The following is a 24,428-nucleotide window of genomic DNA, read 5'->3' as shown; positions in this document are numbered from 1 at the left end:
GATTTATGCGCCACTTATTAATCTTTCAGATTATTCTATTTGCTTTTTTCTGCTCAGCTTGCCGAAAAGATGAGCGCATTACAACTGATGCCAATACAAAACTTAGCTTCTCAAAAGACAGTATTTTATTTGATACCATTTTTACCTCTGTTGGTTCTGCAACAAGGAAGATTAAGGTTTTAAATAACAATAATGTTGCATTGAATATATCTGAAATTAAACTTTCAGGAGGAGATTCGTCTCCATTTGGCATTAACATTAACGGGCAAAATTTATCTGTTAAAAACAATCTGGTTTTAAATGGTCAGGATTCTTTAAATATTTTTATTAAAGTAACCATCAATCCTGATGCTAAAAACACTCCTTTTTTAGTCCAAGATTCTATAATTATTACATCAAATGGAAATAGAAAAGCGATTCTGCTTTCAGCTTATGGCCAGAATGCTATTTTCATAAATAATCAGAACATAGCTTCAAACACAACATGGACAAAGAATTTTCCATACATTATTAACGGATTCGTTAACATAAAAAATAGCGCTACACTGTCTATTCAGCCGGGTACAAAAGTTTATTTTCATAAAGATGCAGTTATGAATGTGGAAGGAATTTTAAATGCTTACGGCACACTTACAGCACCTATCCAATTTTGCAGCGACAGACTGGAAACTATTTACAGCGATGAACCTGGCCAGTGGAAGGGGATTTATATAAAAAAAACAGGCAATGGAATTATAAAAAACGCCATTATTAAAAATGCTTCCGTTGCAATAACTTCTGATTCTTTGTCTGTTAATGCAAATCCAAAGCTTATTCTTAGCAATACTGTAATTAAAAACATGCAGGTTGCGGCCTATATTGGCTATCACTCTGAATTGATAGCCTTTAATAACTTGATGTATAATTGTGGTAATTACATCATTTATGCAATTGGAGGTGGCAACTACAACCTAAAACAGAATACTTTTGCCGGCTTCAATCCAAACTTGCCTCGTAAAACTGCAGCATTAACTTTTTCCGATTATTTAGCCGCAAACGTTTATAACAAACTTCAACTCGATTTAACAAACAACATAATCTGGGGGAGCTTGATGAATGAAATAGATATCCAAAAGAAAACTAACGCAGTGGTTCAGCTTAACTTTTTTAGCAATTTAATCAAAACAACAAGTACAGCTTATAACACCAACGGAAACATCATTAATTCCGATCCGATATTTGCTTCTCCCAATTCGGGTAACTTTTTTATACTAAGTACAAGTCCTGCGCTTAAAAAAGGGATTAACTTAACTACAGACGCATATTTTAGTGTTTATTTAAATGAAGACATAACAGGCAAAACAAGAATTTTTCCCTCATCCTTAGGTTGTTATGAAAATTATTAACTTTTTTTTATTTCCGTAAAACATTTCTTAAATGATTGCGTTTATATAATCGAGAGCGTTAATTTAGATGGTAAGGGTCGGTATTTCTTCAAAAGAATATCGGCCCTTTACTTTTTGAACAGGATTTTTAGGATTTAGGGATTTTAAGATGATAGTTTAAGAAAGCGCAAAGATGCTGGAAGTAAAAATCCTAATGCAATAAGCTATAAAACAAAAAGCGCCTTACAAATAATTGCAAGGCGCTCTGTAATTGTTAAAAATTAGAATTATTTGTATAACGGAAATGCACTTACCAGATTAATAACTTCTGCTTTAACAGCATTTAAATTTGCTTCATCTTCTGGGTTAGTTAAAACCTTATCAATTAAATCAACAATTTTAGCCATTTCAGCTTCTTTTAAGCCGCGTGTTGTAATTGCAGCGGTACCAACCCTAATTCCTGAAGTTACAAATGGAGATTTATCATCAAACGGAACCATATTTTTGTTCACTGTAATTTCTGCTTTCTCTAATGCATTTTCGGCAACCTTACCAGTAATGTTTTTATTGCGCAAATCAATCAGCATTAAGTGATTATCTGTTCCGCCTGAAATAATGCCATAACCTTTGGCCATAAAAGCTTTTGCCATTGCTTGTGCATTTGCGGCAACTTGTTTAATGTAAACACCATACTCATCACTTAACGCCTCACCAAAGGCGATTGCTTTAGCTGCAATAATATGTTCAAGTGGGCCGCCCTGAGTACCAGGAAAAACTGCCATGTCCAACAAGTTGCTCATCATCCTAGGTTCTCCTTTTGGGGTTTTTAATCCCCACGGATTTTCAAAATCTTTCCCCATCATAATCATACCACCACGCGGACCACGTAAAGTTTTATGTGTTGTGGTAGTTACAATATGACAATGCGGAAGCGGGTTTGCCAATAATCCTTTTGCAATCAAACCTGCCGGGTGAGAAATATCAGCCAAAACCAATGCACCAATTTTATTAGCTACTGAACGGATAAACGCATAATCCCATTCACGCGAGTAAGCAGATGCACCGCAAATAATTAATTTTGGTTTCTCTGCAAGTGCAACTTCTTCTAGTTTTTTATAATCAATTAAACCTGTCTCTCTATCAACACCGTAAAAGAATGGCTGATACAATTTACCTGAAAAGTTTACTGGAGAACCATGCGTTAAATGCCCGCCATGAGATAGGTCGAAACCTAAAATTTTATCGCCAGGCTGGATAACAGCAAGCATAACTGCAGCATTTGCTTGTGCACCTGAGTGAGGTTGTACATTTACCCATGCTGCACCAAATAATTGTTTAGCCCTATCAATCGCAATTTGCTCCACTACATCTACCACCTGGCAGCCACCGTAATAGCGTTTACCAGGCAAGCCTTCAGCATATTTATTGGTTAATACCGAGCCTGCAGCTTCCATAACCTGCTTGCTTACAAAGTTTTCTGATGCAATAAGCTCTAAACCATGCTCTTGGCGGTCTAATTCCTTATCAATAAGTTCAAAAATTTGGTTATCGCGTTTCATCCTTATATAGGTTTGTTATTTTTTGTGGCAAAAGTAAGAAAATTGAAGCTAATTAAGGCCCTATTAAGCCATTGCTTTTACATTAAAGTTATTAAAGCCGCTTCCAATGGTTATCTCCACAATTTGTTGTTGAAGCATTTCTAAAATCGCCAAAAAATTGTAAACGAAATGGACTTTATTTTCGGAGTTTTTCATCACCAAACCAAAATCAATCTGCTCATTAATGTTTAACAAATTGGCAATAAAATGCTTCTGCTGTTCGATGGTGTAAGGATATTGAATAACCGTATGCTTTACTTCCTGAGTACGGATTTCGTATTTCTGTATGGTTTTTTGATAAACCATCAATAGCTTATATAAATCCAGCGATAACAATTCATCCTGATGGGTAGAAGATTCTGCGGCTAAAGATAAATCATATTCAATATTCCCTCTTCGCTCTTGCTGCATTCTCAACTCTTCAAAAAACTTAAGTTCTTCGGCAACAGATTTAAATTGTTTGTAGGCAAGCAATCGGGCAATTAAATCTTGTTCAGGATTTACTTCATTCCCTGCCTCATCCACCTCTATCCTTGGCAAAAGCATTTTCGATTTAATGCGCATTAAGGTAGCTGCAACCAAAATAAACTCGCTTGCAACCTCTACATTTAAGGCCAATAGCTGATGTATGTACGCCAGAAAATCATTTGTAATCTTGGAGATTTCAATGTCCTGAATATTCAATTCATCACGCTCAATAAAAAATAGCAACAAATCGAACGGACCTTCAAAAACCGGGAGTTTGATTTCAAAATTTTCTTCTTGCATCGCTACAGCAAACATAATAAAAAATGAATATCTGTTTTTGCAAATATGATTAAAAGCTTAAAATCATTTAGAAAATTAACGTTTTTAGCTTTTGGCGGTCTGTAGCCCTGCTTTACGTTTCAAGTCCGCACTCGTACCTCGCTTGCGGGCTTTACACTGTAATCAGGTTTACTAACATAGGCTTTTGCATCATGCAAACCATTAAAATGGAACACATCTTTTGCAATATAGCCCCGGTTGAAGCGAACACGTAGCAACAGCCATTTCGGCTGTTAGCGATTAAAGCGTAAAACGGGAGCAAATTTAGTTTCTTGCACCATCCTTGCGCTTCTGAATAAAATATCACCATCGTTTAAGATGACTAGCGATTTGAAAATGCTATTTGAAGGTTGTTGTTATTACAGGTTTACTAACAAAGGTTTTGTGCACCATGCAAACCATTAAAATGGAACACATCTTTTGCAATATAGCCCCGGTTGAAGCGAACACGTAGCAACAGCCATTTCGGCTGTTAGCGATTAAAGCGTAAAACGAAAACAAATTTAGTTTCCTGCACTAACCTTGCGCTTCTGAATAAAAATATAACATTCAGTTAAGATAACCGACGATTTCAAAATGCTATTTAGAGATTGTTGTTATTCAATGTTTTTTTCTTAAATATTAGCACAAAATTACCTTTCTTTGTATCTTGTTTCTTTTCCAAAATACCGAATGCAAGTAAAAGCTGGCCCCCTATTATCAAAAATAAACTATCCTGCTGATTTAAAGCAATATAGTGAAGCTGACCTAGAGCAAATAAGCCAGGAATTGCGTCAATACATTATCGATGTTGTGAGTGTTAATGGTGGTCACTTCGGCGCCAGCTTAGGCGTTGTTGAATTAACTGTGGCTTTACATTATGCCCTTAACACACCTTACGATAAATTGGTTTGGGATGTTGGTCATCAAGCTTACGGTCATAAAATTTTAACTGGCCGCCGCGAACTTTTCCATACAAACCGTATTTATAAAGGTATAAGTGGCTTCCCAAAGATTAGCGAGAGTGAATATGATACCTTCGGTGTTGGCCATTCATCTACATCTATTTCGGCAGCATTAGGAATGGCGGTAGCTTCTCAGATTAAAGGCGAAACAGACAGACAACATGTTGCTGTAATTGGCGATGGCGCAATGACTGCGGGTTTAGCTTTTGAAGGCTTAAATCATGCGGGAATCGAAAACAGTAATGTTCTAGTTATTTTGAACGATAACTGCATGTCTATCGACCCAAATGTTGGTGCTTTAAAAGAGTATTTAACAAACATTACAACTTCAAAATCTTATAATCGCTTTCGCGATGATATTTCTAATGTACTTGCCGGTCTTTCAAAACTTGGTCCTAACGCACACAAGTATGTTAAAAAGATTGAGAAAAGTATAAAGGGAACATTGCTTAAACAGAGTAATCTGTTCGAATCTTTAAATTTCAGGTATTTCGGTCCTGTTGATGGTCATGATGTGAAGCGTTTGGCAGCAATAATTAAAGATTTAAAAGATATTCCCGGTCCAAAATTATTGCATTGTGTTACCGTAAAAGGTAAAGGCTTTGCGCTGGCCGAAAAAGACCAAACCAAATGGCATGCACCAGGTTTGTTTGATAAAATAACCGGAGAAATTAAAAAAAGTGTTCAGGATAAACCGCAGGCACCAAAATACCAGGATGTTTTTGGACACACTATGGTTGAACTTGCTGAGGCCAATGATAAAATTGTAGGTATAACACCAGCAATGCCATCAGGTTCATCATTAAATATTATGATGAAAGCAATGCCAACCCGTGCTTTTGATGTGGGCATTGCAGAGCAACATGCTGTAACGTTTTCTGCCGGATTAGCCGCACAAGGTTTAGTGCCATTTTGCAACATCTACTCTAGCTTTATGCAAAGGGCTTATGATCAGGTGATTCATGATGTTGCCATCCAAAAATTAAACGTTGTTTTTTGTTTAGATAGGGCAGGTTTAGCTGGTGCTGATGGCGCAACGCATCACGGTGCTTATGATATTGCTTTTATGCGGTGCATTCCGAATTTAGTGGTTTCATCACCAATGAATGAAGAAGAACTCCGAAACCTCATGTTTACGGCTCAACAAGAAAACGTAGGACCTTTTGTTATTCGTTACCCTCGTGGAAACGGTGTTATGCCCGATTGGAAAAGACCATTTAAAGCTTTAGAAATAGGAAAAGGCCGCAAAATTTGCGATGGCGAGGAGGTTGCGCTATTAACCATTGGTCATGTTGGTAATTTCGCTGTAGAAGCCAGAGCCGAATTAAATAGCGAAGGCATTTACCCAGCGCATTACGATTTACGTTTTGTTAAACCTTTGGATGAGCAAATGCTTCACGAGGTTTGCTCAAAGTATAAGCACATTGTTACCGTTGAAGATGGTACTTTACAAGGTGGTGTGGGCTCGGCAATTTTAGAATTTATGGCCGATAATGGCTACCATGCAAACGTAATTCGCCTGGGCATTCCCGATCAGTTTATTGATCATGGAGAACAAGCAGAGCTTTGGGCAGAATGCGGTTATGATAAAGCTTCGATAATTGAAGCCGTAAGAAAAGTAGCGGTAAAGCGTACGACCAATACAATGGTGGGCTAAGAAAAATATTTTTGCTTCCGGAAATGTAGGCTTTCAGTCTGAACCTGTCGAAAGCTCCCTATAATAATAACCAACTCAATAAATGTTGCTCCGACTCAGAAACTTAATTCCCCTCTTTTAGAGGGGTGCCCGCAGGGCGGGGTGTTACTTTTCTTTTCCTGTAAGCGTAATTATTCAACAATAAAAATGGGTAAGTGTTGTTTAACATTTACCCATTTTTATTAATATGTTATGTTTTAATGCTTATCTATTTACCCTTACCAGCTACCATAACCTTAACTGTATCAAAAATAACAGAAACGTCGGTTCTGAGCTTTAACTTACCTAAATAAACCAAATCGTGTGACATGCGCTCAACCATTTGATCAACATTTTCAGCATAACCATATTTAACTTGTCCTATTGAGGTGATTCCTGGTTTAATAGAGAGTAAATTACTATACTGAGGCGCACGTTCTATTATCTGTTCAATAAAGTGCTGACGTTCAGGTCTCGGGCCAACAACAGACATATCGCCTCTAAATACGTTATAAAATTGAGGCAATTCGTCTAATCTGGTTTTGCGCATAATCCTACCCCATTTCGTTATCCTCGGATCATTATCTTTAGAAAGCTGTGGCCCCATTTTTTCAGCATCTATATACATGCTTCTGAATTTGTAAATATAAAAAGGCTTCCCGTTTCTACCTATCCTTTGTTGTTTATAAAAGATAGGCCCTTTCGATGTGCATTTAGTAATCGCTACAATAAGCATAAAAACAGGCATACCGCAAAACATTACTGAACTTGCAAAACCTAAATCGAAACCCCTTTTTAATAATCTAATCTTTAAGCTTTGAACCGCATGGGGCAGTAACCTGAAAACAGGCAACTCATTATAATTCAAATATTCAGCTTTTTGAACATCAAACTGCATATCAGAAACAACTTTGATTATAGTCTTATTTTGAAGAAAAAAATCCATTATACCATTTGTATCTGATGACAAATCCAAATTACATACATAAAGCTCATCTACCCGTCTGTTAACCACTGCAGTATTTAATTGTGCTGCCGTAAAATTCTTTAAACTTTCATCAGATATGTAGCCAACAATATCATAACCATATTCCGGATGGCGCTTAAATGACTGTTTTAATCGGATTGCAATATTTTTTTTACCGATAATCAAAACACGGCGATGGTTGTATCCTTTTTTTCTGATATAGTCCAGTAAAAAGAACATTGATGATCGCTGAATGATAATAAGAGCAAAGAAAATTACTAAGTGTGAAAGGAGAACAAACTTAGATATGTCAAAAATTTCGGATATATATAGTAAACAAAAAACTAATGCTATATGATAAACAAGTGTTAAAGTAAAGTTATTTATGTTATTGGATAGAACCAAAGGCCTGTGAACTACAAAGTTTTTACGAAAAAAAGAAAGAAATCCCCAGCTTATATTTGATACCAATAAAAGAAAAACAGACTCTTTATTTGACCAAAATGAATCACCTAGATAAAAATGGCTAACTAAAACTATCGATAAATTCAATACAATTAAATCCGTTAGGTAGACAATTAGAGAAAGATGTTTAGAGTAGCGGTGTGACATAGGCGTTTGTTTACCAGAGAGAGATAAAATATTTTATTACAATTAAGCAAAAGTAATGCCTAATGGTTAAGTTGCAATTATTTTCTTGTAAAACTATGAAAAAAAATATGGAAATCAGAAAGTATAATTAAGCTAAATAAAAATGGAATACAAAATCGCTATAAATAAAAAGAATTTCTGAATCTTAAATATTAAACTACGGAATTCTAGTCACTTTACATAATTCTAAATTAACTATTTCTATTTGTTCACAAATTTGACTTCTATAATAACTACACCTTAGGTAAAAAAAGAAATCTACTTACCCGAAAAATCAGCTTTAGTGTTTAGTTGGTTAATAAGCCAAATTCCGTAAACAGTTAGAATAGAATTTATTATCATTAGTCACAATCATTGCCTTTCCAATTACCTTGGCTGTAAGGTATAGACTGCAAGGCATAATTTTTCACATAATTCTAAATACAAAATTTCATACTGTTGTGATAAGCTGTCCTGAGCATTCAAATCTGATTTAGTTTAGCTTTGCTTTAAGCGTAACAAGGGGTAGAAAATATCTATTCCAGAGCATCATTACTGGAACTAGGGTCAATATTGTCACGCCAGCAACGAAAATATTAAAGTATAAGTTCGTTTCATAGATTGACATTGGATATTTAAGTATATAGTAGGTAAAAGCCTTAATAAAAGTAAATCCAAAAGCATGAAATGCAAGTATTATAATAGTATTCTTGGCAAGATATTCTATAACAAAGAGTTTCCCAAACGCTTCGCTTAATAAATACGATACTAATAAAAAAAGTATCACACCCACTAGTGCATTCAATATAAATAACGAATAATTATTGTATGCCAATGCCAACATATCCACTCTACCATTTATAGTCGACATGTATATAAATATTGAAAAAAGAATTAGTGTTAAGATAGCCAAGCTAAGTTTTGGCATATTTAGTAAGTTAATAATATTTGTTTTAAATAAATTAGCTAATCCGTAAAAAAAAATTCCAGTTAGAGCAGTATCTATACCCCATGGCAAATTAATTCTTATCAGCTTATAATCCAGAAAGCCTGCAAATAGGAAACAACAAAGCATTAATACAGATAGGGTTTTTGTCTTATTTCTGAAGAGAATAAAATAAAGAATCTCTACTATAAAAAGGCAAGGTAAAAACCATAATACAGTATCGTGAATTAAAAATTTGTTATTACCATTACCGTAAAAAATACCTATTATAGGCTTATAAAGTTTTATGTCTTCCGCAGAATCAACACCAAACTTTCGACCTACAAATAGCCAAAATATGTAGGTGATGACATTGAATATCAGGTAAGGAACGATAAGTTGCTTACATCTTTTGGTGATAAACTCCTTTGCTGATATATCTTTTTTAAAGGAAAACAAGTAACCAGATATTGCAAAAAAGAGGGGCATATGGAACGAATATATAGAATTTTTAATTTCTGCCGGCAATTCTAAATGTCCATATACCATTAGAAAGATCCCAATAAATTTCGCATAATCTAAAAAATATACTCTTTGTCTACTCATGGTGGAAACCATTATATTTGATGTTATTACTTAAAAATGTTTATGCCACCACTAAGATTCGTAAAAACTGCAAGCCATCACATACATTTAGGTGAACGGTTATTTGAGTGCAAAAATTGGCCAGTGTAATCAATATAAATTGTTTACCTTTTATCAAAGTCCATTACTTAAATGAATAGGGCTCAACCTCGATCACTAATTTATATAACAGGTCAACAAATATAATAATTTGGAAACTGTCAATTTAAATTTATAAGCCAGTATTATTCAATTCATAAATTAAATAATTTTCTCCTACCCCTGCTTTTTTTCCTGCTTCTATATCGGTATTACTATCTCCAATTAAAACAGAGTTTGGAAGAGCCAAGTCAAACTCAGCCTGTGCACTCAAAATCATACCAGGCATTGGCTTTCGACAACTACAATCTCCATCAAAATCAGGATGGTGAGGACAATGATAAACTTTCGTAATTTCAATACCTTGATCAAGAAATTTTTTTATCATCCATTGAGTCAATTGGTTAAAATCAGATTCTGTATAATAGCCTCGTGCAATACCAGACTGGTTAGTAACCACAATGATCAAAAAACCCTGATCATGGTAATGTTTTGCAATTTTAAATATCTTTTCTGTGAAAAAAAAGTCTTCAATTTTATATACATAGCCATGATCAATGTTTATAACTCCATCTCTATCTAAAAAAAGTGCCTTATTCATTCTTTGCATTTATTCTTGCAATCAATTTCGTTGAGCTATAGCCATCAACAAATTCGATTGTCTGCACCTTACCACCATCTGCAAGAACTTCATTACTGCCAACAATCGCAGCAATTGAGTAATCTGCCCCCTTAACGAGAATATTAGGCTTAACTCGTTTTATAAGTTCTAAAGGTGTTTCCTCGCTAAAGACTACTACACCACTAACATAAAACAAGGAAGCTAACATTAGTAATCGACTATATTCTGCATTGACAGGTCTGCTTTCTCCTTTAAGTTTCTTAACTGAAGCATCAGAGTTAACACCAATAATTAATTTGGTGCCTAACGAAGCTGCTTTCATTAAATAACTTAGATGGCCAATATGCAATAAATCAAAAACACCATTGGTAAATACAATTTTTTGCCCTTCAGATTTCCAGACCTTTGCTTTTGTCCCAATTTCATCAAATGAAAATACCTTCTCTTTTGCTAATAACTCCAGTGTATCTATCATTAGTTAATCAAAATTATTATCAACAGCAGTGCAAATCATATGGCCAATTAAAATGTGAACTTCCTGAACTCTTGCCGTTACATCAGAGGGAACTACAATATTTAAATCTGAAAGATCATTCATTGCACCGCCGTCTCTGCCTGATAAACCAATAATATGACATCCTTTTTTTCTGCCTGTTTCGAATGCTTTTAAAACGTTAACGCTATTTCCGCTAGTGGATATACCAATTAGCACATCACCATCACTCGCTAAGCCCTCTACTTGACGCTCGAAAACCCGATCATAACCATAGTCATTCCCTATAGCTGTAAGTGCCGAAGTATCCGTTGTTAGAGCTATTGCTGGTAATGACTGTCGTTCTTTTAAAAACCTACCTGTAAATTCTGCCGCAATATGTTGGGCATCACCTGCACTTCCACCATTACCAAAAAGCAGTATCTTGTTACCTTTCTTAATTTGATTAATTATTAGTTCACTCGCTTGTTGTATTTTTTCCGTCAATTCTGCCGCAGAACGGTCAATAACATCCTTGTGTTCTGCAAATATTGATTTAATAATCTCTTCCATTAGTAATAAATATCATTAATTAAATAATTTTTAACGTAATCGTAAACGCCACTTTCGAGGGTATAAAAATCCTCGTTATAGCCTGCAGAATGTAGCTTGTTCATATTAGCTTCAGTAAAATATTGATATTTATCTCGTATATCAATTGGCATATCGATAAATTCAATTTTCGGTTCAATCTCAAGCCCTTTAAATGTAGCTTTAACCAAATCTTCAAATGATCTGGCTTTACCAGTTCCTAAGTTATAAAGTCCGTTATTGTCAATAGACCAATTTTCAGCTAACATTTCGTTGGTCATCCATAGAATAACTTTGAGCAAATCTTTAACATAAACGAAATCTCTTAATTGCTCTCCATCTGCATATCCTTCTTTATGACTTTTGAATAGTTTAACGAGTCCGGAATCATTTATCTGATTAAAAGAATGCCAGATAACACTTGCCATTCTCCCTTTATGATACTCATTAGGCCCATATATATTAAAAAACTTTAAACCTGTCCAAAAAGTGGGGCTCGAAGGCTGCTTTAGTGCCCACTTATCAAATTCATTCTTACTAATTCCATATGGATTAAGCGGTTTTAACTCTTCTACCACTTCATGATCATCATTATATCCAAGTTCACCATCGCCGTATGTGGCTGCTGAAGATGCGTAAATCAAAGGAATTTGTTTTTCAGCGCAAAAATTCCAAATAAACTTCGAGTAATCTACATTTAATTCCTGATGAATACTGTAGTCAAACTCCGTAGTGTCCGTTCTTGCACCTAAATGGATAATTAAGTCTACACTCAATGTTGCTTGTGCTAGAAAATCTTTGAGTTCTTTACGATCAATGCAGGCTACCCTTTCTTTATTTTCCCAATTCTTACGCTTACTTTCATGCCCAAAATCATCTACCAAAATAAGATTTTTATATCCATTGTCATTCAGATGTTGTGCCATACAAGAGCCAATGAAACCAGCTGCTCCTGTAAGTATAATTGTATTGTCTTCCTTCATTTTTATGATTTTAAGGTAGTTTCTTTATTCATAATTTCTTCCAAAGTGGCCGTTGCGCTACCAACTTTATTGACAACAACAGCCGCTGCATGATTTGCGAATACACAAGCGTCGTGCAACGAATTATTGTTTGCTAATGCAATACCTAAAGATGCTAATACTGTATCACCGGCTCCTGTAACATCTACAACATCAATAGCAACAGTTGGGATTATATTGAGAATATCATGTGAAAAATAAGCAATTCCTTCCTCTGAAAGCGTAATAATCACATGATCACAGTCGGTAATTTCTTGTAACTTTTGACATGCAAGTTTTAAGCTTTCTTGATCTTTTATATTGATGCCGGTAGCCATGATCGCCTCTTTCTTATTCGGCTTTATGATGCTTACCCCTCTATATTTAGAAAAATCTAATCCTTTCGGATCTAATATAGTAACCTTACCATGTTTTTTGCACTTTTCAAAAATCTGACTTAACAAGTCTTTTGTCAACAATCCTTTATTGTAATCGGATATTAAGACGATATCAAAAAGCGGAATTTTACTATCCAAAAGTGGAAGAAATTTTTCAACTTCGGCAGATGATATCAGTTCAGTGTTTTCTTTATCTAACCTAATTAACTGATGCTTAGCAGCTAGGACTCTCGATTTTATTGTCGTACATCTTGCCTTACTCCTTACTAGGCCATTTCCCAATAAACCATTATTAACCAGTTCACTTTGAATAAAATCAGCTTCCTGATCATCGCCAACGATCGAAACTATATCTGCGTAACAGCCCATAGCCTGCAAATTCTGTAATACGTTTCCCGCACCCCCTAACGTCTGCTCTTCCCTTTGCACTTCAACCACTGGTACTGGTGCTTCAGGAGAGATTCTATTGCAATCTCCGTAGATATAATGGTCGATCATTAAATCACCAATCACTAAAACTTTTTTATTATTAATTTCCATGTTTTTATTCAAAGAACTCATTTACCCAATTATTAACGTAATATTTTTCAAAAGCTGCAGATTTACCTCTTATTGATTCAACATCTTGTACCGCTTTTTCTGAAATTCCAGTAATAGATTTTTCATCTGTTAAATCTTGTAGAATAAGAATGTTATCAGCATTGTAGAAGTCGGCTTGTTCAATACAAGGGTTAGTTGTTATCAAAACAGCACCTGACGCGAGCACTTCGAAAGTACGCATCGTTAGTCCGGTTTGACCAAAACGTTGTATATCCAAAACACTTCTTGAGGCTTTAAAAATCGTTGCCACCTCAGCCCTGCTAATCTTATTGAAACTTACATCTGATATTGATATAGGCTTAAATTCCTTCTTAGTAAGTTTTTCTAAATAGAAAAACCACCTAGCCGGCATATAATAAAATACGAAAGTTTTTTTGAAATAACTGAAAAGCTTTTTCATTACAGAAAACCTGTTTGAATGCAAGGTACCCACAAATGAGACATCATATTTCTTTTGTGGGATTTCGCCTTCGATCAAAAATTCATCGGTAAAAAAAAGGTGCTTCTGCTTCAGAATAGGAAACTTCTTCACATCTTCAAAATCAAAACTAAAGCACTTATCGAAATGTTGGAGTATAAAAATCGAATTTTTGTTATTATTATTAATAGAGTCGTAGGTATAATAAATTAGTTTCGCATTTGGGTTTTTCTCCTTAAAATTTTCGATAAAACTAATAGGCACAACTTCGCCCTTTATGATGAAAAGATAGTCATACTTTTTGTGAGCTAACTTCTCTTCCACCGATTTATAATAACTACTGATCTGCTTATTTAAAAGATCTTTCTTTATTCGAAAAATAGCTTTCGAAAATGAATTATTAGATGGTCGTTCATCGATATAATCCACCGAATAGCCATTAAACTCTAAAGCTTTAGTAATTGCAATTTCATATCCAAAAAACGCTGGACAAATAAATAAAACAGAACCTTTAAACATATTATTTGAATAGCCCTTTTTCTTTCATCTCTGTAATTGAGTTCTCATATTTATCAGCATTTACTTCCTGTGTGTTTACCCACATTGCAAAGTTCTTTATGCCATCCTTAAAAGATACCTTCGGCTCAAAACCCAAAGTATTTTTTATCTTAGTTAAATCTGCAAAATTATGTCGTATATCACCGAGACGATAATTTCCAGAAATTTTAACTGATACTTCTTTTCCGTAGTTTGCTAATAACTCAGAGACAACAGTATTCACTTCTGTTGGAACACCAGTCCCAACATTAAAAACATGGCCATTTGCAGCATCATTTTCTATTCCTAGAATAGTCGCATCAACTACGTCATCGATATATACAAAATCACGGGTTTCTTTACCATCCTCAAAAACATTTATCGCCTTATTATTTTTTATCAGCGTAGAAAATATAGATAAAATACCGGTATATGGATTAGATAAGGACTGGCCAGGACCGTACACATTTTGATATCTAAACGCCACAGGTGCGATGCCTATTGTTGGACACACGGTCATAATCATCTGTTCTTGATTTTGTTTGGTAATACCGTAAACAGATGATGGATGTATTTTCGAATCTTCATCCGTAGCAACGAGTTTCAAAGGCTGCGAAACACCTGGGTATCTAACTTCGAAATCGCCGCTCTTCATATCCGAATCTTCACGGTGTTTAGGATAAACATCTCCAAATTCTTCCGAATAATATTTTCCTTCGCCATATATTGATCTCGATGAAGCGATTACAATCTTTTTAACGTTATTGTCTTTGTTTGCAAGTAAATCTAACAATATCGCGGTACCCCCAATATTTACGTTAGCGTATTGTTCAATCTGATACATAGACTGGCCTGTTCCTGTTTCGGCAGCATAATGAACAATAACATCTTGGCCGATAATTGCCGCTTCGACATCTGCCCTAGAGGTAACTGTTCCTTCGATAAATTTAACCTTTCCAATTATGCTTTGATATAGCGGACTGGTATGAATTGGATCCTCGCCATGTATCTGTTTAGATAAGTTATCCAAAATAGTTATATTATAACCTTTATCAATTAATTTAAGTGCTAAGTTAGAGCCTATAAAGCCAGCACCACCTGTTATTAAAATATTTTTCATTTTATATTTTTTGATTTTATTCTTTATAATTTAAAAATTGTCCGTCACTATCTGTTCTTTGCCATAATTTAGAATCGTGATTATATCTTTTTACTATTCTTGCAGGTGAACCTACTATAACGCAATAATCTGGAAAAACTCCTCTAACAACAGCATTAGAGCCAACAATGCAATGTTTACCTAAAATAGTACCTGCCTGTATTACAACCCCGTAACCCAAAAATGAATTTTCACCTATTTTAGTGGTTTTAACTAAATACTTCTGTTTAAGTATATGTATATTTAATTCTGAATACTCATGATCCACATTTGTAACGAATACATTAGCGGAAAAAGTTGTGTTCTTTCCAATTACGAGCTTTTCATGTGAACTAACAATGTGAAGATTTTGTCCAATTGAAATATTGTCTTCAAAAATTATTTCACCTTTAAAATGAGTTTCCAATCTTGCTTGAGGAAAAATTCTTACTCTATTTCCAATAAAAATTCTTTTTGCGCCAAATAAAAATACAGGGTCACTAAAATAGCTAAGTATCCCTATCTTTCCGACAATCAATCGCCAAAACATAGTCTTAATAAACCATATTATTTTAAATCCCATACCTTATAATTTCCACCCGATTAAATCCATTGAAGTATTATAAACTTCATCTACCTGTATTTTTTTTATGCAGTCTCGATGTCCATATTTACAAAAACTTTGAAAGCAAGGTTTACATATTAATTTATGTGAAATTACTCTTATATGTAATGCCTCTTTTGAAATGATATATTTAGGATCAACATTCCCAAATATAACTACAGTTGGAACTCCAAATGCCCCAGCAATATGAGCCGCTCCACTATCATTACAAACAACCAAATTACATAAACTCAAAATATCTATATATTCAATGAGATTTTTCTTTACAATAAGAAAATCTACATTTTTATCCTTTAGATCGGCAATAACCTTTCCTACAGTTTCATTTTCATCTGGTCCTTCGAATATAAAAAATTTTATATTGTTTGTTTTTGCTAATCTTAAAACAAGCTCAGCATATTTACATTCCTCCCACTTTTTCACTTCTTGACTCGATCCCGGATGTATGCCAACAACAAATTTCCCTTCTGAATTAAATTCTGAGCTTATACTTTGTAAATATGTTGATGATTTTGAAGAGAGTTGAAGCTTGGGAACACGATCATTAATCTCAACATTCATCCCAAGCTGTTCTAGTAGGTATAATGATTCTTCAGTAAAGTTATCTATTCCATCAATAGGTTTGACTACGTCGGTAAGCATATACTCTCCGCCGGTAAAATTAAAACTTGCTTTTCGTTTTGAATTAATAAAATTTAGATAAAAGATATTCCGCCAATCTCCTCTAAAATCTATTGCAAGATCATATTCAACGCCATTAATTATATGTAATGTGGATTTAAATTTTAAAAGATTTTGAAGAGAATAGTTTGTCTTAACAATCCAAGGGCAATCGATAATTACAAAATTATCTACTAATTTTTGATCTTTTAATATAATTTCCGTTACTTTTTCACAAACAATTGTAATTCCTGCATTTGGAAAATTTTTTCGGATTGTTTTAAAAGCAGGAATATACATAATCGTATCTCCAATCAAAAGAAATGCTAATACAACAATTTCTTTTACCTCTATATCCGATAACAAAGGATATATTTTATTATTCTTTGGCTTAAGGTAAATCTTTCTAAAAACAGAATCAATTTTACTAAGTTTATCTGTTTTCTCTTTGTTAAAAGTAGGCATATTAATTTCCTTTGCATTTAATTTTTAAAAATAATGTTTTTCATCTAGTTAAAGGAAGTCTTTTAGGGTTAGTCTTTTTTATAAAGTAATTAACCATAGCATAAAAAACAAATCCTGGGAGAAAATATATACTTAGCGTATAAAATGATGTAAAGACAATCCCAATATTTAAATATAAAAATACAAGCCAATAAAATATTAAATAACCATTTGCGTCTGCTGGTAACTTATTAACAATAGATTTTATTTTTTTTGTAATATAGCCTATTAAAAAAGCTGAAAAGAAAGGAACCACAATTACACCAAGCCAACCAAAACTAACATACCCCCACAAAGAAACTGGAAGTCTTAAACCTCCAGATGCAATTTCAGAAATATCATCGGTATCGTTTACGACCAAAAGGGTCCAAACAGAAGGATTCCATTTAAAGTTAAACGGAATTAGGCCGCCAACAAAGGTTAGTCCATAAGTAAAATCAATATGATTTGAATTAAATGCCTCAAGAAAACTAAGTTGGTCTGGGATATCAGGAGCGCCCGAAGCTATGGCATAGCCAATACTTAAGTTATCAATTTCATGGACATAACCTGCTTTAGGAAAATAAACTGATGCAATAATCCAAAAACTACTCCCTAATGAATATACAAAAATTAAAGATAATAGATAATATATAAATACCTTTTTGCTCTTCTTTAATGCAATTATTATTGAAAAAATTAGAATTAAGCCAGTAACCGCTTCAGACCGGCTTAGTGAAACAGCAATTAATATTACCCCAATAACAATTAATAATAAGATATTCTTGCTTTTTTTATCAAAAAAGCTTATTATTAAGAAAGGCATTAACAATTGAATGAGTTGCTTTGATGTTCGATAAAAGAATGCAACATCGTGGTATCGAATATTGTAAATCCCTTTAAACTGCTTTGCAGAATAAGGGTCTGCAGCAAACATTGGCAAAAATCCCATATATAAAAAACATAGCGCCATAATGACCAGGCAAATCGTATAAATCACCTTCGAAGCTTTTACGACCCTTATCCCAAACTTTGGATTTACAATACCATCTGTTGCAGTAGAAAACTTCATAACGGTATCTACTAAAATCAGGCTTTTCCACCGAACTCCAATTAAAAGCCCCACAATAAAAGTTAGCGCTCCAAGAATATTTATTATGGCGTATTGATTTATAGTGTTGTCTGTTGCAAAATCTTTTAAATCAAAAACGAAGAGCGGTATTATGTAGGCTACAAAACACAAACCTATGCCTAAATGATTTAATACATTTTTTCTATCAAACCATATAAAATACGTGCCTATCGTAAAAACGCACATTGAAAAACAAATTAAAATCTTGGTAAAAAGCATATCAATAATTATATATTTTTCATATTAAAGCCGTCTTTAATTGCTTTAACCAATTGATTGCGCTCTGGCAATTTATATTTTAGTAGTCGTATAGCTCTTGTAGCTAATGTATAAAATAATGAAATTTGCCTAGCTGGGAATTTAAGATTTTTTAAAATGAAGAAAATACGGTTTCTATTCAGGTAGTAAATGGAAAATAATGTTTCCCCACCTCCAGTACTGCTACTAACTTTGTGGAAAACTTCTAGCTTAGGTAAGTAGTATACTTTATATCCTTTCTTGTGTGCACGAAATAGGAAGTCTGTGTCATCATAATAAACAAAATAATCCTCATCCATTAACCCTACAGCATCAAATATAGTGCGGTTAATTAGCATAAAACAGGTTGGCGCATAGTTAAAATACAAACTTTGATCATACTGACCTATATCGATCTCATCAACACCGACGTGACTGCTTATAGCTTTAAATTCTGATATGGAGCCACCAGCCATCCATATGGTTCGGCTATCGTAGTAGAATATTTTAGGTATTATAATGTCCTGATCCTCTAAAACTGCACATGAATACATATCTCCGAAGAGGTTTTCTTGTGGGAATTCAATATCATTATTTAACAACAAGATATAATCACAACCATCTTCAAGTGCCAATTTAATTCCTTGATTATTGCCTTTAGCAACTCCATTATTATTTTCATTCCTAATATGAGAAACCCCACATATTGGAAATTTAGAGATCAACTCTACCAGCAAACTGTCAGTAGTTTCTGACGATGAGTTATCTATTATATATAAATGATAATCAGAGAATATCTGTTTCGAAAGACTTTCAAAAAAACCATAAAGAACCTCATCACTTTTATACAACACGGTTACTAAGCCAAGTTTTGCCATCTAATTGTTTTTGTTAACTTTTTCCCAAATTCCCATTTCGGTATTAAATCTCTTGATCACTTTTGCTGGGCTTCCCACCGCTACGCAAAAGTCTGGAATATCTTTAGTTACAACTGAATTTGCTCCAATTACGCAATTTTTTCCAACGTTTGCACCGATTATACAAACGTTTTCGCCAATCCATGAGCCATCCCCAATTAGAACATTTTTTAATTGTTTAACCGACTGATCCAATATGGCTATGTTGACATCTTCATATCTATGTAAATTATCACTGATATAAACCTTATCAGCTATTAAAACATTTTCGCCAATTGTTATTTTTCCTACACAATATATATGTGCAAAATTACCGATATAAGTTCTATTACCAATTATTAAGTTACAATCCGTTTGACCAGTCAAAGGGTTAGCTGCCAACCAGCTATTAACTCCAATATTAACATCATCGCCTATAAATATATGCTCAGGACATTCCAATCGGAGAAGTTTTTGAATTCTTGTATTCTTTCCAATCTTTGCAAATACTAAAATATAGTACCAATGCAAACTTAAATAGTACCATAAAACCTTAAACTTACTAATATATTTATGCATAGCCTTACTTAATAACCTTTTTTTTAATTGGCAATATCCATTTGCCTGCTTTTTTTAAGTAGCTAAAAATTAAATAAGTGTAATATAAAGTAAAAAACCGAAATAATAACAGATACCGCGGGTTGTAAAATTTTATTATGCGAGAAAATGGTGAGTTGCTTTTAAATCGGTATTTATCAGGATCAACTGCCGCCATTACCAAATATTTGCGCAGAAAAATCAACAATAACTTTGAGGTCAATTTTTTGTAGGTAGTAGTTGAAATTTGATTTTTCTCCACATACTCATTTAAAATAAAGCTATGATTATCTAGAAAAATGGTGATTAAATCATAGCCCCCTTTATGTTTAATTTTTGAATCTTGAGATAGAAAAATCATTTCATTATTTACATAAATTCTTCCTTTATTAGAAATTAACCTATATAATACGTCCGTTTGTGTTAGTAATAGCTTTGCATATCTGCTAAACTCTTTCATCTTATCAAAATCTTCTTTCCAGATGCCGAATGAGCCAATCCAACCCCCAAAGTACGCTGCCTTGTTTATAAACTCATCTAAATTATTGCACAATATCGATTTAGATTTATCTAAGCCCTGATTTAAATAAAATAGTTCATTTCTTGACTCAATATTTGCATATACGTCTTGCAAAATACAATTTAGCGTATTGGATGTGTGAGTTAATGTGTCGTTATTCAACTTTAAATACAAACCTCTACCTCTTGAAAGCACGAGTTCAAAGTTTTTATCAGCCAGATTCTCCTCATTCTTAAAATAAACTATCTTATTGCCAAAATCCTTTATATATTTCCTCGCAATCTCTTCAGTGTGATCTGAAGAACAGTTGTCTGAGATAACTATTTCTATGTCGTTTGATTTAGTAAATACTGATTGACAGGTAATGGTTTCAAGTGTTAAATCTAAATATTCTGCCCTATTGTATGTGGGAATACAAATTGATAATTTAATATTTTCCATTTTTTAAATTGCCTTTTTGAACCTTATCATCAACGGGAGATGTATTAATGAAGTCTTTAAGTATTTCAATGCGATGCAAATTGTTTTTCTTGTCAATAGTTTCGTCAGTTATTTGATGCTGACTTTCGTAAATTTTGATATTTTTTACAATATCATAAAATATAGTTAACTCAGCTAAGGACAATGCTGCAAATCCTGTTTTATAGCCTTTCTCAAAGAAATAATTTTTTACTAAGTTTTTAATTATTAAATAGAAAAAATAGAAAATTGAGGTTTTTGATTTTAAGTTACTATGTACTAGTTGTTCACTATCTGTATATCTATTTATTTTCGAAAGATGAGAGTCAAGCGTGCAATCAATGAAATGATGAATAAAGTATTGAGGTGGTAGATTATAAATTCTATCATCACTAACAGTTTGCTTTCCCATCCCATGGATATAGTTATCTGTGAAATCGTAAGCCCAAGTCTTAAACAGTCGGTTATTTGAAGATTTGTATGAATCATTACAAAAATCACCGTAGAAATAGTTTTTACGATAAATTTTAATTGCATCAAATTTGTTATTTATAACAACATCTATAAGTTTTTCTAATGTTACTTTATTCATGTGTTCATCCGCATAGCCGAGAAACACCCACTCAGTTGTAAGTATTTTATATAAAGCATCCATCACAGTCCCATTTTCTACGAAGGCATGGCTTGTTTCGGGCCTGATAAAAACTTCACAATCATTATTTCTAGCAATTTCGTGAGTTTTATCAGTACTACCGCCATCAGCCAATAAAACTTTACCATATTGCTGATAATTACGAATTACATTTTCAATTCTTCTTTCCTCATTGTATGTGAAAATCACAAAAGTTATCATAAAATAAGTTTTTTATTTTCTGTATAAATAATATAAGCTAAATACCCTGTGATTACTAATTGAGTCAAAATTATAGGAATACCTATTGTGAAAACATTAACATTACCAGTAGCATAAAGTGCTGCAAAAGATATTAAAAAAACAAATAGACCAGTTAAAGTAGATTTCATTGTTGCATAAGTTAAGTTTTTAATTGTGAGATATACTGTTAAACCACCGATCAAAAAATTGCCAGCTTCGGATACAACTCCAAACAAAATAATTGCTGAATACTTAACAAATTTTTGACTTGTGAGTATTGAAACAATCAAATCTGACAAAAAATAGCTTACCACTAATACTCCAAAAATTGAAAGCAGAGCATATAAAATATATGTTTTAAGGTATTTTCCTTGAGTTTTGTATAAATTAGGTATAAATAATTGTGAATATATGGTTGAAAAAGCATTCATTCCATTAGTGCCCACATTAGAAACAGTACCATATATACCAACAACTTCCACTAGCCCAAAAGGAACTAAAATCATTCTATAACCTTGTAACTGAATCCAGTTTACCACAGCACTTAATGAAATTGGATAAGAGAACTTTAAAATCTCAGATCTACTAAAACTTTGAACCTTCCTATTTTTAAAATCTTCCAATCGTGATATTAGATAATAAAGTAATGCAAACGAAATTAATGAAGATGATAGTATTGAACAAAGAATAACTTTTGAAGATGATTTAAAAAAATACATATAAAGATAATAGAAGCCAACTTTTAGTATACTTTCAAAAAGTAACGAATAAATTGCTACCCTTCTATTTTCAAGGTTATTGATAAGACCACGTGTTAAATTTACCAAATACGTACTTGTGGCTAATAAAACGATTACAATTAATGTGGTAATATACTCAATATTTAACAGCAATAATATAACAACACCAATGCAGAGTATTAAAAATATTAGCTTTAAGACCCAAATATTTACACCAATAAAAGATCTTAAAGAGTTACCATTTTCCTTGAGTGTATATATTTTCGATTGTTGAAAATAATCAAGAGGTACTAATACAAAAGCATTTAATGAATACGAAAGAGTAAACAAAAAGTAATATACTCCAAGTTCATATAAGGTGGTATTATTACTATATGCTTTTAAAAAGAACAATTGTAATATTACCACCAAAATTCGAACAATCCCAACTTCAAATATTATGGATTTTTTCAATTATAAATGTCGTTAAAGGACTATATATTATGAATTTATATATTCTCTAATTACATCAGCGATATAATCATAATGGCTCTCATTCAACCCTGGCCAAACGCCTAACCAAAAAGATTGATTCATGATGATATCTGTATTCGTTAAATCACCAACTACACGATGTTCAACATTGGCATAAGCAGGCTGTCTTAATAAATTACCCGCAAATAATAACCTTGTTCCAATTTTTTTCTCTTCTAAATGCTGTACCAACATGTGTCGATCACTAGAATCTCCATCTCTCAGGGTCATTAAAAAACCAAACCAAGACGGATCTGACTCTGGAGTAGCTTCCGGCAAAATGAAAATTTCTTCAAATTCTTTCATTCTAGCATACAGCGAGGCAAAGTTTTCGCGACGACGTTGTATAAAATGATCTAACTTTTTCAATTGCCCAATACCAAATGCTGCTTGCATATCAGTAACTTTCAAATTAAAACCAATATGAGAATAAGTATATTTATGATCATAACCATAAGGTAATGAACCTAATTGCTGGCCAAAGCGGCAACCACAAGTATCATCTTTTCCTGGTAAACAATAACAATCTCTTCCCCAATCCCTGAAACTCTCCGCCGATTTTGCTAATTCAGGATTGTTAATGAGCACCGCGCCCCCTTCACCCATAGTAATATGGTGTGCGGGATAAAATGAAAAGGTAGAAATATCTCCAAATGTACCCGTCTTTTTGCCCTTATAGGTTGCGCCCAATGAGTCGCAGTCATCTTCCACTACCCAAAGGTTATATTTTTTTGCAACTCTCATTACTTCATCCAAATCAAATGGATTACCTAAAGAATGGGCAATCATGATGGCTTTGGTTTTAGGTGAAACGGCCGCTTCAATCATTTCCGCTTTCACATTATGAGTGGCAACATCTACATCAATGAATACAGGTATCGCACCAAACTGCACAATAGGGTTTACTGTGGTCGGGAAGCCAGCAGCAACTGTAATCACTTCATCCCCAGGCTTAATAGCCCTATCACCCAGCTTCGGAGAAGTTAAGGAATAGAAAGCTACTAGATTGGCAGATGATCCTGAATTGACCAACAATGCTTTTGTTGCTCCAAAATATTGTGCAAATTCATGTTCAAACTGACTTGCAAATCTACCGGCAGTTAACCAGCCATCTAAGGTGGCATCAACACCTAACATGATATCATCCTCATCTAAAACTTTTCCAGTAACAGGAATGTAGTTTTGACCTGGAATGATGGTCTGAGTTGTTTTCTGCTTTGCGATTACACGTAATGCAGCTTCTAAATTTGAGTCTGTAATATTTTTTAACATAATGTTCTGA

The 24,428-nt window shown here is 33.6% G+C and carries 22 protein-coding genes; 2 read left to right on the top strand and 20 right to left on the bottom strand.

Annotated elements, in window-relative coordinates; translation table 11 throughout:
* The first annotated feature begins 5 nt into the window (after nucleotides 1–5).
* Nucleotides 6–1,385, top strand: a complete 1,380-nt coding sequence (locus IEV50_RS16235) for a hypothetical protein (RefSeq protein WP_188416340.1) — start codon at nucleotides 6–8, stop codon at nucleotides 1,383–1,385.
* A 266-nt stretch (nucleotides 1,386–1,651) separates the two neighbouring features.
* Here IEV50_RS16235 and glyA read toward each other — a convergent pair whose 3' ends face one another.
* Nucleotides 1,652–2,923: a serine hydroxymethyltransferase gene (gene glyA, locus IEV50_RS16230; RefSeq protein ID WP_188416338.1), complete on the bottom strand. Its 1,272-nt coding sequence runs from the start codon at nucleotides 2,921–2,923 to the stop codon at nucleotides 1,652–1,654.
* A gap of 63 nt (nucleotides 2,924–2,986) precedes the next feature.
* Nucleotides 2,987–3,745, bottom strand: a complete 759-nt coding sequence (locus IEV50_RS16225; RefSeq protein WP_371870275.1) for a segregation and condensation protein A — start codon at nucleotides 3,743–3,745, stop codon at nucleotides 2,987–2,989.
* Nucleotides 3,746–4,441: 696 nt separating this feature from the next.
* On the opposite strand from IEV50_RS16225, the gene dxs reads away from it, so the two are divergent.
* The gene (gene dxs / locus IEV50_RS16220; RefSeq protein ID WP_188416336.1) at nucleotides 4,442–6,370 is read left to right on the top strand and encodes a 1-deoxy-D-xylulose-5-phosphate synthase; all 1,929 of its coding nucleotides are present in this window, start codon (nucleotides 4,442–4,444) and stop codon (nucleotides 6,368–6,370) included.
* Between the two features lie 247 nt (nucleotides 6,371–6,617).
* On the opposite strand, the gene IEV50_RS16215 is transcribed toward dxs, so the two are convergent.
* The 18 genes from IEV50_RS16215 to rfbH all read right to left on the bottom strand — a co-directional run bounded on the left by IEV50_RS16215 (nucleotide 6,618) and on the right by rfbH (nucleotide 24,418).
* On the bottom strand, nucleotides 6,618–7,967 hold the full coding sequence (locus IEV50_RS16215) for a sugar transferase (protein WP_188416334.1): 1,350 nt from the start codon (nucleotides 7,965–7,967) through the stop codon (nucleotides 6,618–6,620).
* 511 nt (nucleotides 7,968–8,478) lie between these two features.
* Nucleotides 8,479–9,516, bottom strand: coding sequence for an acyltransferase family protein (locus IEV50_RS16210; protein WP_188416332.1), 1,038 nt, complete (start codon nucleotides 9,514–9,516; stop codon nucleotides 8,479–8,481).
* Nucleotides 9,517–9,766: 250 nt separating this feature from the next.
* Nucleotides 9,767–10,234: a D-glycero-alpha-D-manno-heptose-1,7-bisphosphate 7-phosphatase gene (locus IEV50_RS16205; protein ID WP_188416329.1), complete on the bottom strand. Its 468-nt coding sequence runs from the start codon at nucleotides 10,232–10,234 to the stop codon at nucleotides 9,767–9,769.
* Nucleotides 10,227–10,730, bottom strand: coding sequence for a D-glycero-beta-D-manno-heptose 1-phosphate adenylyltransferase (gene rfaE2, locus IEV50_RS16200; RefSeq protein ID WP_188416327.1), 504 nt, complete (start codon nucleotides 10,728–10,730; stop codon nucleotides 10,227–10,229). The genes IEV50_RS16205 and rfaE2 overlap by 8 nt, the downstream gene beginning before the upstream one ends.
* A 3-nt stretch (nucleotides 10,731–10,733) precedes the next feature.
* Nucleotides 10,734–11,300 (bottom strand): D-sedoheptulose 7-phosphate isomerase, encoded by a 567-nt coding sequence (gmhA, locus tag IEV50_RS16195; protein WP_188416325.1) that lies wholly within the window; start codon nucleotides 11,298–11,300, stop codon nucleotides 10,734–10,736.
* Nucleotides 11,300–12,301, bottom strand: coding sequence for an ADP-glyceromanno-heptose 6-epimerase (gene rfaD, locus IEV50_RS16190; protein ID WP_188416323.1), 1,002 nt, complete (start codon nucleotides 12,299–12,301; stop codon nucleotides 11,300–11,302). Before rfaD ends, gmhA begins: the two co-directional genes overlap by 1 nt.
* Nucleotides 12,302–12,303: 2 nt before the next feature.
* Nucleotides 12,304–13,257, bottom strand: a complete 954-nt coding sequence (gene rfaE1, locus IEV50_RS16185; RefSeq protein WP_188416321.1) for a D-glycero-beta-D-manno-heptose-7-phosphate kinase — start codon at nucleotides 13,255–13,257, stop codon at nucleotides 12,304–12,306.
* Between the two features lie 4 nt (nucleotides 13,258–13,261).
* Nucleotides 13,262–14,254, bottom strand: coding sequence for a WaaS/CpsH family glycosyltransferase (locus IEV50_RS16180; protein ID WP_188416319.1), 993 nt, complete (start codon nucleotides 14,252–14,254; stop codon nucleotides 13,262–13,264).
* A 1-nt stretch (nucleotide 14,255) separates the two neighbouring features.
* Entirely contained in the window at nucleotides 14,256–15,392 is a 1,137-nt protein-coding gene (locus IEV50_RS16175; RefSeq protein WP_188416317.1) for an NAD-dependent epimerase/dehydratase family protein, read from the bottom strand.
* Nucleotides 15,393–15,408: 16 nt separating this feature from the next.
* Nucleotides 15,409–15,993: an acyltransferase gene (locus IEV50_RS16170; RefSeq protein ID WP_188416315.1), complete on the bottom strand. Its 585-nt coding sequence runs from the start codon at nucleotides 15,991–15,993 to the stop codon at nucleotides 15,409–15,411.
* Nucleotides 15,994–15,996: 3 nt separating this feature from the next.
* A complete protein-coding gene (locus IEV50_RS16165) occupies nucleotides 15,997–17,160 on the bottom strand; it encodes a glycosyltransferase family 9 protein (RefSeq protein WP_188416312.1) in 1,164 nt (387 codons plus the stop codon).
* A gap of 40 nt (nucleotides 17,161–17,200) precedes the next feature.
* Entirely contained in the window at nucleotides 17,201–18,115 is a 915-nt protein-coding gene (locus IEV50_RS16160; protein ID WP_188416310.1) for an O-antigen polymerase, read from the bottom strand.
* Nucleotides 18,116–18,537: 422 nt separating this feature from the next.
* The gene (locus IEV50_RS16155; RefSeq protein WP_188416308.1) at nucleotides 18,538–19,425 is read right to left on the bottom strand and encodes a glycosyltransferase family 2 protein; all 888 of its coding nucleotides are present in this window, start codon (nucleotides 19,423–19,425) and stop codon (nucleotides 18,538–18,540) included.
* Nucleotides 19,426–20,022, bottom strand: coding sequence for an acyltransferase (locus tag IEV50_RS19780; RefSeq protein ID WP_188416306.1), 597 nt, complete (start codon nucleotides 20,020–20,022; stop codon nucleotides 19,426–19,428). It abuts the gene before it with no gap.
* 4 nt (nucleotides 20,023–20,026) lie between these two features.
* The gene (locus IEV50_RS16145; RefSeq protein ID WP_188416304.1) at nucleotides 20,027–21,001 is read right to left on the bottom strand and encodes a glycosyltransferase family 2 protein; all 975 of its coding nucleotides are present in this window, start codon (nucleotides 20,999–21,001) and stop codon (nucleotides 20,027–20,029) included.
* On the bottom strand, nucleotides 20,988–21,872 hold the full coding sequence (locus tag IEV50_RS16140; RefSeq protein ID WP_188416302.1) for a glycosyltransferase: 885 nt from the start codon (nucleotides 21,870–21,872) through the stop codon (nucleotides 20,988–20,990). The genes IEV50_RS16145 and IEV50_RS16140 overlap by 14 nt, the downstream gene beginning before the upstream one ends.
* Nucleotides 21,869–23,086 carry a polysaccharide biosynthesis protein gene (locus tag IEV50_RS16135; RefSeq protein ID WP_188416300.1) on the bottom strand — a complete coding sequence of 406 codons (1,218 nt, stop codon included), beginning with the start codon at nucleotides 23,084–23,086 and terminating at the stop codon, nucleotides 21,869–21,871. The genes IEV50_RS16140 and IEV50_RS16135 overlap by 4 nt, the downstream gene beginning before the upstream one ends.
* 27 nt (nucleotides 23,087–23,113) lie before the next feature.
* Entirely contained in the window at nucleotides 23,114–24,418 is a 1,305-nt protein-coding gene (gene rfbH / locus IEV50_RS16130; RefSeq protein ID WP_188416298.1) for a lipopolysaccharide biosynthesis protein RfbH, read from the bottom strand.
* Between the last annotated feature and the right edge of the window lie 10 nt (nucleotides 24,419–24,428).

The sequence above is a fragment of the Pedobacter mendelii genome, from assembly GCF_014635725.1.
In the GTDB taxonomy this organism is placed as follows: domain Bacteria; phylum Bacteroidota; class Bacteroidia; order Sphingobacteriales; family Sphingobacteriaceae; genus Pedobacter; species Pedobacter mendelii.
Note: the sequence above shows the minus strand (reverse complement) of the source record. Positions and strands in the feature narration are given on the sequence as shown.

What these genes read in the sequence shown, in the direction of transcription:
- dxs (WP_188416336.1), top strand. Translation starts at nt 4,442, where the DNA reads ATGCAAGTAAAAGCTGGCCCCCTATTATCAAAAATAAACTATCCTGCT.
- IEV50_RS16235 (WP_188416340.1), top strand. Translation starts at nt 6, where the DNA reads ATGCGCCACTTATTAATCTTTCAGATTATTCTATTTGCTTTTTTCTGC.
- gmhA (WP_188416325.1), bottom strand. Translation starts at nt 11,300, where the DNA reads ATGGAAGAGATTATTAAATCAATATTTGCAGAACACAAGGATGTTATT.
- IEV50_RS16180 (WP_188416319.1), bottom strand. Translation starts at nt 14,254, where the DNA reads ATGTTTAAAGGTTCTGTTTTATTTATTTGTCCAGCGTTTTTTGGATAT.
- IEV50_RS16155 (WP_188416308.1), bottom strand. Translation starts at nt 19,425, where the DNA reads ATGGCAAAACTTGGCTTAGTAACCGTGTTGTATAAAAGTGATGAGGTT.
- rfbH (WP_188416298.1), bottom strand. Translation starts at nt 24,418, where the DNA reads ATGTTAAAAAATATTACAGACTCAAATTTAGAAGCTGCATTACGTGTA.
- IEV50_RS16145 (WP_188416304.1), bottom strand. Translation starts at nt 21,001, where the DNA reads ATGGAAAATATTAAATTATCAATTTGTATTCCCACATACAATAGGGCA.
- rfaD (WP_188416323.1), bottom strand. Translation starts at nt 12,301, where the DNA reads ATGAAGGAAGACAATACAATTATACTTACAGGAGCAGCTGGTTTCATT.
- IEV50_RS16170 (WP_188416315.1), bottom strand. Translation starts at nt 15,993, where the DNA reads ATGGGATTTAAAATAATATGGTTTATTAAGACTATGTTTTGGCGATTG.
- IEV50_RS16215 (WP_188416334.1), bottom strand. Translation starts at nt 7,967, where the DNA reads ATGTCACACCGCTACTCTAAACATCTTTCTCTAATTGTCTACCTAACG.
- IEV50_RS16210 (WP_188416332.1), bottom strand. Translation starts at nt 9,516, where the DNA reads ATGAGTAGACAAAGAGTATATTTTTTAGATTATGCGAAATTTATTGGG.
- IEV50_RS16205 (WP_188416329.1), bottom strand. Translation starts at nt 10,234, where the DNA reads ATGAATAAGGCACTTTTTTTAGATAGAGATGGAGTTATAAACATTGAT.
- IEV50_RS16160 (WP_188416310.1), bottom strand. Translation starts at nt 18,115, where the DNA reads ATGTTTGCTGCAGACCCTTATTCTGCAAAGCAGTTTAAAGGGATTTAC.
- IEV50_RS16140 (WP_188416302.1), bottom strand. Translation starts at nt 21,872, where the DNA reads ATGATAACTTTTGTGATTTTCACATACAATGAGGAAAGAAGAATTGAA.
- IEV50_RS19780 (WP_188416306.1), bottom strand. Translation starts at nt 20,022, where the DNA reads ATGCATAAATATATTAGTAAGTTTAAGGTTTTATGGTACTATTTAAGT.
- IEV50_RS16165 (WP_188416312.1), bottom strand. Translation starts at nt 17,160, where the DNA reads ATGCCTACTTTTAACAAAGAGAAAACAGATAAACTTAGTAAAATTGAT.
- rfaE2 (WP_188416327.1), bottom strand. Translation starts at nt 10,730, where the DNA reads ATGATAGATACACTGGAGTTATTAGCAAAAGAGAAGGTATTTTCATTT.
- IEV50_RS16175 (WP_188416317.1), bottom strand. Translation starts at nt 15,392, where the DNA reads ATGAAAAATATTTTAATAACAGGTGGTGCTGGCTTTATAGGCTCTAAC.
- glyA (WP_188416338.1), bottom strand. Translation starts at nt 2,923, where the DNA reads ATGAAACGCGATAACCAAATTTTTGAACTTATTGATAAGGAATTAGAC.
- rfaE1 (WP_188416321.1), bottom strand. Translation starts at nt 13,257, where the DNA reads ATGGAAATTAATAATAAAAAAGTTTTAGTGATTGGTGATTTAATGATC.
- IEV50_RS16225 (WP_371870275.1), bottom strand. Translation starts at nt 3,745, where the DNA reads ATGTTTGCTGTAGCGATGCAAGAAGAAAATTTTGAAATCAAACTCCCG.